This is a genomic window from Saccharothrix sp. NRRL B-16314 (genome assembly GCF_000716595.1).
GTDB lineage: Bacteria > Actinomycetota > Actinomycetes > Mycobacteriales > Pseudonocardiaceae > Actinosynnema.
In genome coordinates this window covers 1-17,350 of the sequence record NZ_JNXC01000057.1, presented here as the reverse complement: position 1 = coordinate 17,350, position 17,350 = coordinate 1, and the positions used below count along the sequence as shown (strand labels likewise).

General features: G+C 72.2%; 2 protein-coding genes and 1 pseudogene. All 3 read right to left on the bottom strand.

The window, feature by feature from the left end:
* Nucleotides 1-6,964, bottom strand: a 6,964-nt coding sequence (locus OQ02_RS38490) for a type I polyketide synthase (protein WP_033443626.1), incomplete at its 3' end; no start/stop codon positions are given.
* A gap of 79 nt (nucleotides 6,965-7,043) precedes the next feature.
* Entirely contained in the window at nucleotides 7,044-13,697 is a 6,654-nt protein-coding gene (locus OQ02_RS40590; RefSeq protein ID WP_037329863.1) for a type I polyketide synthase, read from the bottom strand.
* A 41-nt stretch (nucleotides 13,698-13,738) separates the two neighbouring features.
* Nucleotides 13,739-17,335 (bottom strand): annotated as a pseudogene (locus OQ02_RS38480) (SDR family NAD(P)-dependent oxidoreductase); the annotation flags it as partial.
* Nucleotides 17,336-17,350: the final 15 nt, after the last annotated feature.

Here is a 17,350-nt window from a genome sequence, read left to right as displayed (position 1 = left end):
GCTCGGCACACACCTCGTCCAAAGCCTCGGCGAAACGCGGGAACGACGCCGCAAGCGCAACGCCCATCCCCGCACGCTGAGCACCCTGACCCGTGAACAAGAACGCCGACTTACCACCGATCAAAGAACCCTGCGACACCCCGGCAGCCGGTCGGCCCTCGGCGAGCGCGTCCAGACCGGCCAGCAAGCCGTCGCGGTCACCAGCCACCACCGCGCCGCGCTGCGACAGCTGCGCCCGCGTCGTCACGGCCGAGAAAGCGACATCCGCCAACCCGAGATCCGGATTCGCCACCAGGTACTCGCGCAACCGACCGGCCTGCGCGCGCAACGCCGCTTCGCCCTTGCCGGACACGAGCACCGGCACCACCGACGGCTGGAAGGACCCGCCCGCGACGACAGCGGGCTCCGCCGCACCGGGCGGCGCCTCCTCGATGATCACGTGCGCGTTGGTGCCGCTGACGCCGAACGACGACACACCGGCACGACGCGGACGCGTCGAGGCAGGCCACTCCTCCGACTCGGTGAGCAGCTTGACCTGCTCGTCGTCCCAGTCGACGTGCGGGGACGGCGCGTCAACGTGGAGCGTCTGCGGCAGCACCCCGTTCCGCAGCGCCATGACCATCTTGATCACACCGGCCACACCGGCAGCCGCCGACGAGTGCCCGATGTTCGACTTGATCGAGCCAAGCCGCAGCGGACCGTTCTCCCGCTCACGCCCATACGTGGCCAGCAGTGCCTGAGCCTCGATCGGGTCACCCAACCGGGTACCCGTGCCGTGACCCTCCACCGCGTCGACCTCAGCCGGTGACAGGCCCGCGTTCGCCAACGCCTGCCGGATCACACGTTCCTGCGACGGACCGTTCGGAGCCGTCAGACCGTTGCTCGCGCCGTCCTGGTTGACCGCACTGCCGCGCACGACCGCGAGCACGCGGTGGCCGAGGCGACGGGCGTCGGACAACCGCTCCATCACCAGCAGGCCGAGACCGTCCGAGAACCCGGTCCCGTCCGCGCCCTCCGCGTACGACTTGCAACGCCCGTCCGGCGCCAAACCGCGCTGGCGACTGAACTCCACCAGCAGGAACGGCCCGGACAGAACGGTCACACCGCCGACGAGAGCCATCGAGCACTCGCCCGACCGCAACGCCTGCGACGCGAGGTGCATCGCCACCAGCGACGACGAGCACGCCGTGTCCACCGACACCGCCGGGCCTTCCAGACCCAGGCTGTAGGCGACCCGGCCGGACACCACGCTCGACGTGGTGCCCGTCAGCCGGAAGCCCTCCAGCTCCGGTGGCATCGAGCCGCCGTAGTCGGACGTCACGACGCCGCAGAACACGCCGGTGTCGGTGCCGCGCAACGACGTCGGGTCCAGACCCGCGTCCTCCAAGGCCTCCCACGCCGCCTCCAGCAGCAGCCGCTGCTGCGGGTCGGTGGCCAGCGCCTCACGCGGGCTGATGCCGAAGAACCCGGCGTCGAAGTCGCCCGCGTCCCGCAGGAAGCCGCCGCCGCGCGTGTACACCGTGCCGACGTGATCGGGGTTCGGGTCGTACAGCCGCTCCAGGTCCCAACCGCGATCCTCCGGCAGCCCGGAGATCGCGTCACGGCCCTCCGCGACCAGCCGCCACAGGTCGGCGGGCGAGGCGACACCGCCGGGGTAGCGGCAGCTCATGCCGACGATCGCCAACGGCTCGTCGGCCGGCGTCCCCGCCTGCTTGCTCCGGGTCTGCTTGGTCCGGGCCGACGTCGCGGCCGGCTGCACCCCCTCGACCTCGGACAGCAGCAGCCGGGTGACCGCGGCGGACGTCGGGTGGTCGAAGACCAGCGTCGACGGCAGCCGAACACCGCTGGCCTGCGTCAACCGGTTCCGCAGCTCCACCGCGGCCAGCGAGTCGAAGCCCAGTTCCTTGAACGCGCGGTCCGCGTCGACGGCCGCCGGCGAGGCGTGCCCGAGGACGGACGCCACCTGCCCGCGCACCAGGTCGAGCGTGATGCGCTCCCAGTCGGCCCGCGGCACGCCCGCCAGCCGTTCCGCGAGCGAACCACCGGCTCCGGTCCGCCGTGCGGGCACGCGGACCAGGCCGCGCAGCAACGCGGGCAGCATCCCGTCCCGCGCCTGCACCCGCAGGGCGGCGAGGTCGAGCCGCACCGGCACCAGCAGCGCGTCACCGAGCCCGGTGGCCCGGTCGAACAGCTCCAGACCGAGGTCGACCGACAGCGCGCCGACGCCCATCCGCTCCAGCCGCGCCAGCTCGGCGTCGTCCAGCTCACCGGTCATCCCGGTGGCACCGGCCCAGAGACCCCACGCCAGCGAACTCGCGACCAGACCGTCAGCGCGACGCTTCGCCGCCAACGCGTCCAGGAAGGCGTTCGCCGCCGCGTAGTTGCCCTGGCCCGCGCTGCCCATCAACGCCGCGACGGACGAGAACAGCACGAACGCCGACAGGTCCATGCCCGAGGTCAGCTCGTGCAGGTGCAGTGCGGCATCGACCTTCGGCCGCAGCACCCGGTCGAACTGCTCGGGCGTCAGCGACTCGATCACGCCGTCGTCCAGCACACCGGCCGCGTGCACCACCGCCGTCAGCGGCTGCTCCAGCGAGCCGATCAGGTCTGCCAACTGGTCCCGATCGGACACATCACACGCCGCGACCACGGTACGGGCGCCCAGGGTGTCCAGCTCGGCAACCAGTTCCGTGACACCGTCCGCCGCCGCACCGCGCCGGCTCACCAGCACCAGGTGCTTGGCCCCGCGCTCGGCGAAGTGCTTCGCGAACACCGCGCCCAGACCACCCGTGCCGCCGGTGATCAGCACCGACCCGTCCGGGTCGAACGCGGGCAGCTCGGACGACGTGGCAACCGCACGGGCCAGCCTCGGCGCGAGCAGTCGACCGCCGCGCACGGCGACCTGCGGCTCCTCAAGACCGATGACCGCGGCCCAGTCCGGTTCGCCGCCGTCGAGGTCGCCGTCGAGGTCGACCAGCAGGAAGCGTCCCGGGTGCTCGGACTGCGCGCTGCGCACCAAACCCCACACCGACGCGACCGCCAGGTCGGGCGCCTCATCGCCCACCGCGATGCCGCCACGCGTGGCCACCACGAGCCGGGCACCCGCCAGGGCGTCACTCGCCAACCAGCCCTGCAACAGCGTGAGCGTGCGCTCGGCGACCACGCGCACCGCTGCGGCACCCGCGTCCGCCGAGCTCTCGACCACGGCGATGACGGCGTCCGGAACCTCGGCGCCCTCGGCCGAGGCGAGTTCCAGCGCGGCGAGGCCGTCCGGACCACCGAGGTGCGCGACCTTGGTCGGCCCCGACGTGCCCTCGACGGCGGCCCACTCGACCTTGAACAGCGAGTTCTGGCCGCCCTTGCCGCCTTCGAGCTGCGACTGGTCGACCGGGCGCATCGCGATGGACCGCACGGAGACGACCTCCGCGCCGGAGTCGTCGATCGCGTCGAGCCGCACGGCGGAATGACCGGTCATGACGGCGCGGACGCGCAGGCGAGTCGCGCCAGGGCGCGCGATCCGCGCGCCGGACCAGCTGAACGGCATCTTGCGCTGGGCGTTGTCGCCCTCGACCAACAGCACCGCGCCGCTCTGCAACGCGGCGTCGAACAGGGCCGGGTGCAGGCCGAAACCGTGCACCGCGTCCACGTACTCGTCCGGGAGCGCGACCTCGGCGTAGATCTCGTCGCCGTCGCGCCACGCGGCACGCAGGCCTTGGAAGATCGGGCCGTAGTCGTAGCCGATGCCGGTCAGGCGCGCGTACATGTCGTCCACCACGAGCGGCTCGGCACCTGCCGGCGGCCACTCGGACGGCCATGCCGCCATGGACTCGGACTGCGGCGCGAGCACACCCCGGGCGTGGCAGGTCGTCTCGCTCGCACCGTCCGCCGCCACCGGGCGGGTGTAGATCGCGACCGTGCGGCGGCCGTCCTCGTCCGGCTCGCCGACCGTGACCTGGACCTGGACCGCCACCTGCTCTTGCAGCAGCAGCGGGGATTCGAGGACCAGCTCCTCGACCACCGGGCATCCGGTCCGGGCACCGGCGGCCATCGCCATCTCGACGTGGGAGGTGCCGGGCACGACGATGTTGCCGAGCAGCACGTGCTCGGCGACCCACGGCTGCGTCTCCGTGGACAGGATGCCGGTGAACAGCCACTCGTCCCGGTCGCCGACCGCGACCGCGGCGGCCAGCACCGGGTGGTCGAGGCGACCGAGTCCGGCAGCGGCCGGGTCGCCGGCGCCGGTGTTGGGGGAAAGCCAGAAGCGCTCGCGCTGGAAGGCGTAGGTCGGCAGCTCGACCCGATGCGCGCCTTCGTAGAACGCGGTCCAGTCGACGGTGGCACCGGCGATGTGCGCCTGCGCCAGGAAAGCCGCGAAGGTGTCCGGCTCTGGGTGGCGGGCGCGCAACGCCGACACGAACACGGCGTCGTCTTCCACCGACTGCCGCGCCATCGCGGTCAGCACACCGTCCGGGCCCAGCTCCAGGAAACGGGTCACGCCCTCGGTCCGGAGGGTACGGACGCCGTCGACGAACCGCACCGCGCCGCGAACGTGGTCGACCCAGTAGCCGGGGTCGGTCAGCTCGGCCGACACCACACCACCGGTCACGTTCGACACGATCGGAATACGCGGCTCGCTGAACGTCAGACCCTCCGCGACCGTGCGGAACTCGGCCAGCATCGGGTCCATCAAGTGCGAGTGGAACGCGTGACTGACCTTGAGACGGGTGGTCTTGCGGTCCTGCCACTGCGGCAGCCACTCGTCCAACGCCTCGATCTCACCGGAAACGACCACAGCCTGCGGGCCGTTGATCGCCGCGACCGACAGGCGACCTTCGAAGCCGTCAAGCGACGCAACGACTTCCTGCTCCGTCGCCTGCACCGCCGCCATCCCGCCACCGGCGGGCAACGCACCCATCAAACGGCCACGCGCGACCACCAACGTGCACGCGTCAGACAGCGACAACACACCGGACACGTGAGCAGCAGCCAGCTCACCGACCGAGTGACCGATCAGGTAGTCCGGCCGCATGCCGAGCGACTCGACCAGACGGAACAAAGCCACCTCGACCGCGAACAACGCCGCCTGCGTGAACTCCGTCTCGTTCAACAACGCAGCTTCGGGCGAACCCTCCGCAGCACCCAGCAAATCCTTCAGCGAACGACCCAGCTTCGGGTCCAGCTTAGCGCAGACCTCGTCCAGAGCTTCGGCGAAACGCGGGAACGAGGACGCCAACTCCACGCCCATCCCCGCGCGCTGAGCGCCCTGACCCGTGAACAGGAACGCCGTGCTGCCGCTCGACACCTGTCCCTGGAACACACCGGCCCCAGGCCCGCCATCGGCGAGTGCGCCCAGTCCGGCCAGCAAAGCGTCGCGGTCCGTCGCCGACACCGCGCCGCGCTGCGACAGGTGCGCCCGCGTCGTCGCCGCCGAGAAACCGACATCGCGCAAGCCGAGATCCGGGTGCGCCGTCAGGTGCGCGCGCAACCGGGCGGCCTGCGCCCGCAACGCCTCGTCGCTCTTGCCCGACAGCAGGACCGGCACGGCGGACGGCACGTGCGACACACCGTCGACCGGAGCGGACGTCTCGGTGGGCGCCTCTTCCAGGATGACGTGCGCGTTGGTGCCGCTGATCCCGAACGACGACACACCGGCCCGGCGGAGTCGTTCACCGGCCGGCCACTCCTCGGCCTCGGTGAGCAGCTTGACCTGACCGGAGTCCCAGTCGACGTGCGGTGTCGGCGCGTCCACGTGGAGGGTGGGCGGCAGCACGCCGTTGCGCATCGCCATGACCATCTTGATCACGCTGGCGACGCCGGCCGCGGCCGAGGTGTGCCCGATGTTGGATTTGATCGACCCGAGCCGCAGCGGACCGTTCTCGCGCTCGCTGCCGTAGGTGGCGAGCAGTGCCTGAGCCTCGATCGGGTCGCCCAACCGGGTGCCCGTGCCGTGGCCTTCGACGGCGTCGACGTCGGCCGCGCTGACACCGGCGTTCGCCAGCGCCTGCCGGATGACCCTTTCCTGCGACGGACCGTTCGGCGCGGTCAGACCGTTGCTCGCGCCGTCCTGGTTGACCGCGCTGCCCCGCACGACCGCGAGCACGCGGTGCCCGTTGCGGCGGGCGTCCGACAGCCGTTCCATCACCAGCAGGCCGAGGCCGTCGGAGAACCCGGTCCCGTCCGCGCCGGCCGCGTACGGCTTGCAGCGCCCGTCCGCCGCCAGACCGCGCTGCCGGCTGAACTCCACCAGCAGGAACGGCCCGGCGAGGACCGTGACGCCGCCGACGAGGGCGAGCGAGCACTCGCCCGACCGCAACGCCTGCGACGCGAGGTGCATCGCCACGAGAGAAGACGAACAGGCGGTGTCGACCGTGACCGCCGGGCCTTCCAGCCCCAGGCTGTAGGCGACCCGGCCGGACACGATGCTGCCCACCGTGCCGGTGAGGCGGAAACCCTCCTGCTCCGACGTCATCGAGCCGCCGTAGAACGACGAGACCGCTCCGCAGAACACACCCGTGTCGGAGCCGCGCAACGACGTCGGGTCGATCCCCGCGTCCTCGAACGCCTCCCACGCGCCTTCGAGGACCAGTCGCTGCGCCGGGTCGATGGCCAGCGCCTCACGCGGGCTGATGCCGAAGAACCCGGCGTCGAAATCGCCGACGCCGTCGACGAAACCGCCGCCGCCCGCGTAGACCTTGCCGAGCTGGTCCGGGTCGGGGTCGTAGAGGTTCTCCAGGTCCCAGCCACGGTCCTCCGGCAGCCCGACGACCGCGTCACGGCCTTCGGACACCAGCTTCCACAGCTCGTCCGGTGACGTGGCGCCGCCGGGGAACCGGCAGCTCATGCCCACGATCGCGATCGGCTCGGACGCCTGGGCGAGCAGCCGTCGGTTCTGCTGGCGCAGTCGCTCGGTCTCCTTGAGCGACTTGCGGAGGGCGTCGACGATGTCGTTCTGTTTCGCGGCCATGCCTACGCCTTCCCGTCCGGACGCGAAGCCGCGACCACGTGCTCGATCTCTGTCATGCCAGGCTTTCTCGCGTCTTGGGTCATGACACGTCTTCTTGGGCCATCCGGATGAGCGCGTCCACGTCGAGGTCGTCGATCGCCTCGACGTCCTCTTCGGTCGAGTCGTCGTCCTGATCACCGCTCGCCAGTTCGAGGAGGGTGTCGAGCAGTCCCGCCTTGCGCAGCCGGCCGATCGGGATCGAGGTCAGCACGTCGCGGATCTCGTCCTCCTCCGACCGTCGCTCGGTGGTCGGCTGGGCGGCGTCCGGCATGGCGATCGGGATCAGGAACCGGGTCACCGCGAGCGGGTTCGGGTGGTCGAAGACGAGCGTGGTCGGCAGCCGCAGGCCGGTGGCCCGGGTGAGCCGGTTCCGCAGCTCGACCGCGGCCAGCGAGTCGAAGCCCAGCTCCTTGAACGCGCGGTCGGGCTCGATGGCGTCCAGCGAGGCGTGCCCGAGGACGGACGCGACCTGCGCGCGGACCAGGTCGAGCGCGACCCGTTCCCTGTGGTTCGGCGCGACGCCGGCCAGCCGTTCGGCCAGCGAGCCGCCGGCGGACTCGACCCGTCGTGCCGGCGCGCGCACCAGCCCGCGCAGCAACGCGGGCAGCATGCCGGAGCGCGCCTGGCCACGCAGTGCGCCGAGGTCGAGCGGGATCGGCACGAACAGCGCTTCGTCCAGCTTGCGCGCCTGGTCGAACAGGTCGAGGCCGAGGCGGGCGGACAGCACGCCGAAGCCCTGCCGTTCGAGCCGGGCGATCTCGTTGTCGTCCAAGTCGCCGGTCATACCGGTGGCGTCGCCCCAGAGGCCCCACGCCAGCGACGTGGCGACCAGGCCGTCGGCGCGTCGCTTGGCGGCGAGCGCGTCGAGGAACGTGTTCGCGGCGGCGTAGTTGGCCTGGCCGGAGTTGCCGATCTGCGCCGCGAACGACGAGAACACGACGAACTCCGACAGGTCCATGCCGGCGGTCAGCTCGTGCAGGTGCAGCGCGGCGTCGATCTTCGGCCGCATCACCCGCTCCAGCCGCTCCGGGGTCAGCGACTCGACCAGGCCGTCGTCCAGCACACCGGCCGAGTGGATCACGCCGGTGAGCGGGCGCTCCAGCGAGCCGAGGAGCGTGGCGACCTGGGCGCGGTCGGACACGTCGCACGCGGCGACGTGCGCTTCGGCGCCGAGCGACGCCAGTTCGGCCACCAGCTCCGCCACGCCCTCGGCGGCCGGACCGCGACGGCTGACCAGCAGCAGGTGCCTGGCGCCGTGCCGCTCGGCGAGGTGCCTGGCGAACAGCGCGCCGAGCCCGCTGGTGCCACCGGTGATCAGCACCGTGCCGTCGGGGTCCGGCGGTGCGGGGACGGTGAGCACGAGCTTGCCGGTGTTGCGGCCTTCGCGCAGGAACCGGAACGCCTCCCGCCCGCGCCGCACGTCCCACGTGCGGATCGGCGAGTGGTCGACCGCGCCCTGCTCGAACAGCGCGACGATCTCCAGGAGCATCTGCTGGATGCGCTCGGGTCCGGCTTCCATCAGGTCGTAGGACCGGTAGCGCACACCCGGGTGGTCGGCGGCCACGGTCGCCGGGTCGCGCAGGTCCGCCTTGCCCATCTCGATGAACCTGCCGCCGCGGGGCAGCAGTTCCAGTGAGGCGTCAACGAACTCGCCCGCCAGCGCGTCCAGGACCACGTCGACGCCCTCGCCGCCGGTGACGTCGAGGAACTTCTCGCGGAACGCGAGGTCGCGCGAGGAGGCGATCCGCTCGTCGGGGATGCCGAACGCCCGGACCGCGTCCCACTTCGGCTCGCTCGCCGTGGCGAAGACCTCGACACCCCAGTGCTTGGCCAACTGCACGGCCGCCATGCCCACACCGCCGGCCGCGGCGTGCACGAGCAGCCGTTCGCCGGGCTTCAGGCCGGCCAGGTCGACCAGGCCGTAGTACGCGGTCAGGTAGACCACCGGCAACGCCGCCGCTTCGGCGAAGGAGAAGCCTTCGGGCATCGGCACGACCGTCTGCCGGTCGGCCACCGCCACCGGTCCGAACGCGTCCAGCACCAGGCCGAACACCCGGTCGCCGACCGCGAGGTCCGTCACGCCGGAGCCGACCTCCAGCACCACACCGGCCGCTTCGCTGCCCAGCGGCGCGTCGCCCGGGTAGAGGCCGAGCGCGATCAGCACGTCCCGGAAGTTCAGGCCCGCGGCCCGGACACCGACGCGCACCTCGTTCACGCCCAGTGCCCGCTCCCCCGCGGACGGCATGATCGCCAGGTCTTCCAGGGAGCCCTTGCGCTTGCTCGCCAGCCGCCACGCGCCACCGGTCGACTCCGCTGCGGCCCGGCTGAGCCGGGGTGCGAGCAGACCTCCGGCGCGCACGGCGACCTGCGGTTCGTCCAGCCCGATGACCGTGGCCCAGTCCAGCTGTTCGCCCCGCTCGTCCTTCTCACCCCGTTCGCCCTGCTCGGTGACTTCGCGGTCTTCGCCGTCTTCGCGGTCGAGGTCCACGAGCAGGAACCGGCCGGGGTGCTCGGACTGGGCGCTGCGCACCAGGCCCCAGACCGGCGTGACGGCCAGGTCGGCGGCCTCGTCACCGACCGCGACACCGCGTCGGGTGGCGATGACCAGTCGTGCGTCGGTGAGCCGTTCGTTCGCCAGCCAGCGCTGCACCAGGTCGAGCGTCCGCCCGGCGACCTCACGGGCCGCCGTGGCGGCGTCCGGCTGCGCGGTGGGCTCGATCGTGACGAGCACCGCGTCGGGCGCCGTGGCGCCGTCCGCCAACGCCTGGTCCAGCTCCGCGAGGTCCGCGTAACGCTCGCCCTGTGCGGCCATCCCACCGAGGACCACGATCCGCGCCGTCCCGGACGGCTTCACGTCCTGGACCGAGACCCACTCGACCTGGAACAGCGCGCGCTGCTGTCCACGTTGCGCGCCTTCGAGTTGAGCCTGGTCCACCGGACGGACCGCGATGGTGTCGACCGCGACGACCATCGCCCCGGTCTCGTCGACCACGTCGATCCGCATCGCGGACTCACCCGCCGGACTGATCCGGACCCGGACCCGCGAACCACCCGGCCGCTGTCCCAACCGCACCCCGGACCAGGAGAACGGCAGGTCCGCACCGGACCCGGCCTCCTTCTCGATCAGCCCACCGTGCAAGGTCGCGTCGAACAGAGCAGGATGAATGCCGAACCCGCGCACCACGGCACCGAGATCACCGCCACCAGCACCACCGCCACCGAGATCACCCGAAAGTGATCCCGCACCCGGGGATGAATGGGAATCGGGATTTTGTTGCCGGGAAAGAGAAGATGTGGCGCCCCCGCCCCCGGTGTCCTCGGGCAGCACGACCTCGGTGTAAAGGTCCTCACCGGACCGCCACGCCGCGCGCACGCCCTGGAACAGCGGACCGTAGTCGTAACCGACCTCGGCCAGCCGCGGGTACAGCGAGTCCACCGCGAGCGCCTGCGCGCCCGCCGGCGGCCACGCCGCGGGGAACGGCACGGACGCCTGCGCGTCGGCGACCAGCCACCCGCGCGCGTGGCAGGTGGTCTCGCGTTCGCCGTCGGCGCCGGTGGCCTCCGGGCGCGAGTAGATCGCCACCGGCCGGCGGCCGTCCTCGTCCGCCGGCGCGACGGTGACCTGCACCTGCCGCGCGGCGTCGTCGGTCAGGATCAGCGGTGCTTCGAGCACGATCTCGTCCACGACCGGGCAGCCCGCCTGACGACCGGCGGTCAACGCCAGTTCGACCAGCGCGGCACCGGGCACGATGACCAAGCCGAAGACGGCGTGGTCCTGCGTCCACGGTTGGGCGTCGGCCGACATGCGGCCGGTGAACAGCCACTCGTCGCGGTCGCCGACCTGCACGGCGGCGGCCAGCACCGGGTGCTCCAGCCGCCCGAGCCCGGCCGCGGCCGGGTCGCCGGACACGCCGGGCACCAGCCAGTACCGCTGCCGCTGGAACGCGTACCTCGGCAGCTCCACCCGCCGTGCGCCGCTGCCTGCGAAGAACCCCGCCCAGTCCACCGGAACCCCGGCGACGTGCGCCTCCGCCAGTGACGTCGCGAACCGCCCAGGCCCGCCTTCACCCCGCCGCAACGTCCCGACCGCGGTGACCCGGTCGGCCGCGTCGAGGGCCTGGACGGTGTCCTCCACCGACATCGTCAGCACCGGGTGCGGCGACATCTCGATGAAGCAGTTCACGCCGTTGCCGATCAACGCGCGCACCGCGGGCTCGAAGCCGACCCGGCCGCGCAGGTTGCGGTACCAGTAGTCGGCGTCCAGCTCGGCGGTGTCCACGAACCCGCCCCGCAGGGTCGAGTAGAACGGGATACCGCCCGAACGCGGCGTGATCGGCGCGAGCACGTCGAGCAGTTCGGTTTCGATCGCCTCCACCTGCGCGGAGTGCGAGGCGTAGTCGACGGCCACCTTCTTCGCCCGGATGCCCTCGGCCGTGCAGGCCTCCACCAGCCGGTCGAGCGCGTCGGGTTCACCGGCGACGACCACCGCCGCCGGGCTGTTCACCGCCGCCACGGACACACTGCTGCCGTACGGCTCGATCAGCTCCTCGACCCGCTCCACCGCCAGCGCCACGGACACCAGCCCGCCGTGACCCGCCAGCCGCTCACCGATCGCACGGCTGCGCAGCGCCACGACCCGCGCCGCGTCCTCAAGCGACAGACCGCCCGCCACGTACGCCGCCGCGATCTCACCCTGCGAGTGCCCGACAACGGCCGTGGGCACGACGCCGTAGGACTGCCACAGCCGCGCGAGGGACACCATCACCGCGAACAACGCGGGCTGCACGACGTCCACCCGCGCCAGCGAAGGCGCACCGGGCGCACCGCGCAGCACTTCCTCCAACTGCCAGTCGACGTGCGGGGACAACGCCTTGCCGCAGGCCGCGATCTCCTCGGCGAACACCGGCGAGGAGTCCAGCAGCTCGACCGCCATCCGCTCCCACTGCGCTCCCTGACCCGGGAACACGAACACCGCCTTGCCGCCGATCACGTGACCTTCGAGCACGTTCGCCGCCGGCTCGGCCGCGCTGAGCGCCTTGAGCCCGGTCAGCAGTTCGCCACGATCGCCGGCCACGACCACCGCACGCCGGTCCAGGTGCGCACGGGTGGTGGCGTACGAGAATCCGGCGTCCAGCAAGGAGAGTTCGGGCTGGGCGATGAGCAACGCGCGCAGCTGGTCGGCCTGCTCGCGCAACGCCGCCTCACCGCGCGCGGACAGCAGCACCGGCACAGCGGCGGGCTGAACGGCGGCGGGCTGAACGGCCGGCTCCTCGGACACCGCCTCGGCGGGCGGCTCCTCCAGGATGACGTGCGCGTTCGTGCCGCTGACGCCGAACGACGACACCCCCGCCCGACGCGGCCGGTCGCCGGCGGGCCACGGCTCGGCTTCCGTCAGCAGCCGCACGTCACCGGCGGTCCAGTCGACGTTCGGCGACGGCGCGTCCACGTGCAGGGTGCGCGGCAGCACCTCGTGCCGCATCGCCATGACCATCTTGATGATCCCGGCGACGCCGGCCGCGGCCTGGGTGTGGCCGATGTTCGACTTGACCGAGCCGAGGCGCAGCGCGCCGTTCTCGCGTTCCCGCCCGTAGGTGGCGAGCAACGCCTTGGCCTCGATCGGGTCACCGAGTGGCGTCCCGGTGCCGTGCCCTTCGACGGCGTCCACGTCGGACGCCTTCAGGGCCGCGTCGGCGAGCGCCTGTCGGATCACCCGCTCCTGCGAGGGACCGTTGGGCGCGGTGAGGCCGTTGCTGGCGCCGTCCTGGTTGACCGCGCTGCCGCGGATCACTGCGAGCACCTTGTGCCCGTTGCGCCGCGCGTCGGACAGCCGCTCCAGCACCAGCAGCCCGGCGCCTTCCGCCCAGCCGACGCCGTCGGCGGCAGCCGCGTACGCCTTGCAGCGCCCGTCCGGCGAGACACCGCGCTGGCGGCTGAACTCGATGAAGACGCTCGGCCGCGCGAGCACGGTGACGCCGCCGACCAGCGCGATCGAACACTCGCGCGCCCGCAGCGACTGGCTCGCCAGGTGCACCGCGACGAGCGAGGACGAGCACGCGGTGTCCACGCTGACCGCCGGGCCCTCGAACCCGAACGTGTAGCTCAGCCGTCCTGACGCGACGCTGCCCGCGGACGCGATGGTCAGGTAGCCCTCGACCTCGGGACGCCGGTCGCTCTGGCCCGCGACGAACCCGTAGTCCTGGTACATGACGCCGCAGAACACGCCGGTGTCGCTGCCGCGCAGGGAAGTCGGGTCGATGCCCGCGTCCTCGAACGCCTCCCACGCGGACTCCAGCAGCAGCCGCTGCTGCGGGTCCATCACCATCGCCTCGCGCGGGCTGACGCCGAAGAACTCCGCGTCGAAGTCGCCCGCGCCGTCGACGAACCCGCCGCCGCGCGCGTAGGACGTGCCGGTGTGGTCCGGGTCGGGGTCGTAGAGGTGCTCGACGTCCCAGCCGCGGTCGCCGGGGAACTCCCCCGACGTGCCGATGCGGCCGTCCGCCACGAGTTGCCACAGCTCGTCGGGCGACGTCACGCCGCCCGGGTAGCGGCAGCTCATGCCGACGATGGCGAGCGGCTCGCTCGCGCGGTCCTCGTACTCGGACAGCCGCGCGCGGGTCTCGCTGAGGTCGACGGCCATCTTCTTCAGATACCGGACCAACTTCTCCTGCTGCGGGTCGGTGACTCCACCGCTCATAGCCGTGTCCCTCGGGCGATCCGGGCTTGCGGTCGCACTCGTCATGACGCGCCGAACTCCGCGTCGATCAGCTGGAAAACCTCGTCCATCGTGGTTGCCGCTTCGATCCGTTCGGTCGCGAGCTGCGGACCGTCCGTGAGCGCGGCGAGGAGCACGCGCAGCCGTCCGGCCACCCGTTCCTTCTCGGCGTTCTCGATCGTGGCGAGCATGCCTTCGAGCTTCGCGAGCTCCTGGTCGATGGGCGCTTCAGGGGCGTCGCCGTCGATTTCGGACAGGAGCAGTTGTGCGACCGACGCCGATGTCGGGTGGTCGAAGACCAGGGTGGCGGGCAGCCGGACGCCGCCTGCCTGGTTGAGCCGGTTGCGCAGTTCCACCGCGGACAGCGAGTCGAATCCGAGGTCCTTGAACGCGCGTTCTGGCTGGATGCTGTCGGGTGAGGGGTGGCCGAGGATGGCCGCGACCTGTGCCCGCACGAACTGGAGGACGACTGATTCCCGTTCGGCCGGTTGCACGCCCGCGAGTCGCTGTGCCAGTGACACGTGCTGCTCGACGCGGCGGGCGGGCATCCGGACCAGTCCGCGCAGCAACGCGGGGAGCGTGCCGGACCGTGCGCGCACGCGCAGTGCGCCGAGGTCGAGGCGCACCGGCGCGAGGAGCGCCGTGTCGAGCCGCGAGGAGTGGTCGAAGAGGTCGAGCCCCAGCTCGGTGGACAGCGGTTCCACGCCGGTCCGCGCGAGACGGGCGATCTCGGCGTCGTCGAGCGTGCCCGCCATGCCCGCTTCGCCCCACAGGCCCCATGCCAGCGAACTGGCTGCGAGCCCTTCGGACCGCCGCCGTGCGGCGAGCGCGTCCAGGAACGTGTTCGCCGCCGCGTAGTTGCCCTGGCCGGGGGTGCCGATCAGGCCGGTGATCGAGGAGAACAGCACGAACGCCGCGAGGTCCAGGCCGGCGGTCAGCTCGTGCAGGTGCAGTGCGGCGTCGACCTTCGGTCGCATCACCCGCTCCAACTGCTCGGCGGTCAACGAGTCGACCACGCCGTCGTCCAGCACACCCGCCGCGTGGACCACAGCGGTCAGCGGGTGCTCCAACGACGCGATCAGCTCGGCCACCTGGGCGCGATCGGTCACGTCGCAGGCCGCGATCACGGCACGTGCGCCGAGCGCGTCCAGTTCCGCGACGAGTTCCGACGCGCCTTCGGCGGCCGGTCCGCGCCGGCTCACCAGGACGAGGTGCTGCGCGCCGTGCCAGGAGACCAGGTGCTTGGCGAACACCGGACCGAGGCCACCGGTGCCGCCGGTGATCAAGACCGTCCCGTCCGGGTCGAGCGCCGACAGCGGTTCGCCGGGCTCGGCCGCCGGGGTCAGCCTCGGCACGAGCACGCGTCCCTCGCGCACCGCCACCTGCGGTTCGTCCAGACCGGCCAGCGCGTCCCAGTCCGGCCCGTCCGCCGTGTCGACGTCGACCAGCAGGAACCGGTCCGGGTGCTCGGACTGCGCGCTGCGCAGCAGACCCCACACGGGTGCCAGTGCGAGGTCGGGCGCCTCGTCACCCACCGCGATGCCGTGGCGGGTGACGACGGCCAGCTTCATCTCGGCCGACATCGGGTCGGCGAGCCACTGCTGCACCAACGCCAGCGTGTCCTTGGCGACCGCGTGGGCCGCCGCGCCGGGCTCTCCCGCTGTCGTGCCGGGTTCTCCTGGCGTCGCCGCGATCCGCACCACGACCAGGTCGGGTGCCTTCTCGCCGGTGGTCAGGGCCAGTTCGAGCGCGTCGAGATCGGCGTAGTCGCCCTCGCCGCCGAGAACCGCGGTGCGGACGGGGCCGTCACCGTTGCGGCTCGCGGGCGTCACGGGCGTCCACGTGACCTCGAACAGGGAAGTCGGGCCGCGCCGCGTGCCTTCGAGCTGGGCCGGGTCCACCGGGCGGAGGACGAACGCGTCGACCGACGCCACGGGCTCGCCCAGTTCGGACGTGATGTCGACGCGCAGCGCGGAGTCGCCCGCCGGGGCGATCCGGACCCGCACCCGCGGGCCACCGACCGTGCCGGGCCGCACGCCCGACCACGAGAACGGCAGCCCGACCGGTGCGCCGGGCTCCAGGTCCAGCAGCACGCCGTGCAGTGCCGCGTCGAACAGCGCCGGGTGCAGGTCGAACCCGGTGCCGCCGATGCCCTCGGGGAGGACGACCTCGGTGAAGACCTCGTCGCCGACCCGCCAGGCGGCTCGCAGGCCTTGGAACAGCGGGCCGTAGTCGTAGCCGATCTCGGCCAGGCGCGCGTACAGCCCGTCCACGTCGACCTGTTCGGCGCCCGCGGGCGGCCACTGGACCGGGAGCCACGTCGGCGCGGTGGCCTCCGCGTCCGCGGCGAGCGTTCCGCGCGCGTGGCAGACCGCCGCGCGTTCGTCGCCGGTTTCCGGGCGCGAGTAGATCGCGACCTCGCGCCGGCCGTCCTGGTCCTGCTCGCCGACGGTGACCTGCACCTGGACCGCCGCGTTGTCCGGCAGCACCAGCGGCGCCTCCAGGACCAGCTCCTCCAGTCCGCGGTTACCCGTCTGGCGGCCGGCGGCCAGGGCCAGCTCGACCAGGGCGGCGCCCGGCACGATCACCATGCCCAGCACCACGTGGTCGCGCACCCACGGCACGGTGTCCTGCGACATCCGCCCGGCGAACACCCACTCGTCGCGGTCGCCCACCGGCACCGCCGCCGCGAGCACCGGGTGCTCCAGCCGGCCGAGGCCGGAGGAGGCCGGGTCGGTCGCGCCGGCGCTGGACGGGAGGAAGTAGCGCTCGCGCTGGAACGCGTAGGTCGGGAGTTCGACGCGCCGCGCGCCGGTGTCGGCGTAGAACGCCGGCCAGTCGATCGGGGCTCCGGCGAAGTGCGCCTGGGCCAGGAACCCGGCGAAGGTCTCCGGCTCGGCGTGCCGGGCGCGCAGCGTCGAGGCGAACACGATGTCGTCGTCGTCCAGCGACTGGCGTGCCATCGCGGTGAGCACGCCGTCCGGGCCGAGCTCGAAGAACTTCGTCACGCCCTCGGCTTGGAGGGTGCGGACACCGTTCATGAACCGCACCGGCTGCCGGACGTGGTCGACCCAATAGCCCGGTTCGGTCAGCTCCGAGGACACCGACTTGCCGGTCACGTTGGACACGATCGGGATGCGAGGGGCGTTGAACGTCAGACCCTCGGCGACCTTGCGGAACTCGGCCAGCATCGGGTCCATCAGGTGCGAGTGGAACGCGTGGCTGACCTTGAGGCGCGTGGTCTTCCGGTGCTGCCACGACGGCAACCACTCGTCCAACGCGTCCAGATCACCCGACACCACAACCGCTTGCGGCCCGTTGACCGCCGCGACCGACAAGCGACCGGCGAACGCATCGAGCGACGGGACGACCTCTTCCTCCGTCGCCTGCACCGCCGCCATGCCACCACCAGCCGGCAAAGCACCCATCAACCGACCACGCGCCACCACCAACGCGCACGCATCCGCCAGCGACAACACACCGGCGACGTGAGCAGCGGCGAGTTCACCGACCGAATGACCGATCAGGAAGTCCGGCCGCATACCCAACGACTCGACCAGACGGAACAAAGCCACCTCGACCGCGAACAACGCCGCCTGCGTGAACTCCGTCTCGTTCAACAACGCAGCCTCAGG

What these genes read in the sequence shown, in the direction of transcription:
- OQ02_RS40590 (WP_037329863.1), bottom strand. Translation starts at nt 13,697, where the DNA reads ATGAGCGGTGGAGTCACCGACCCGCAGCAGGAGAAGTTGGTCCGGTAT.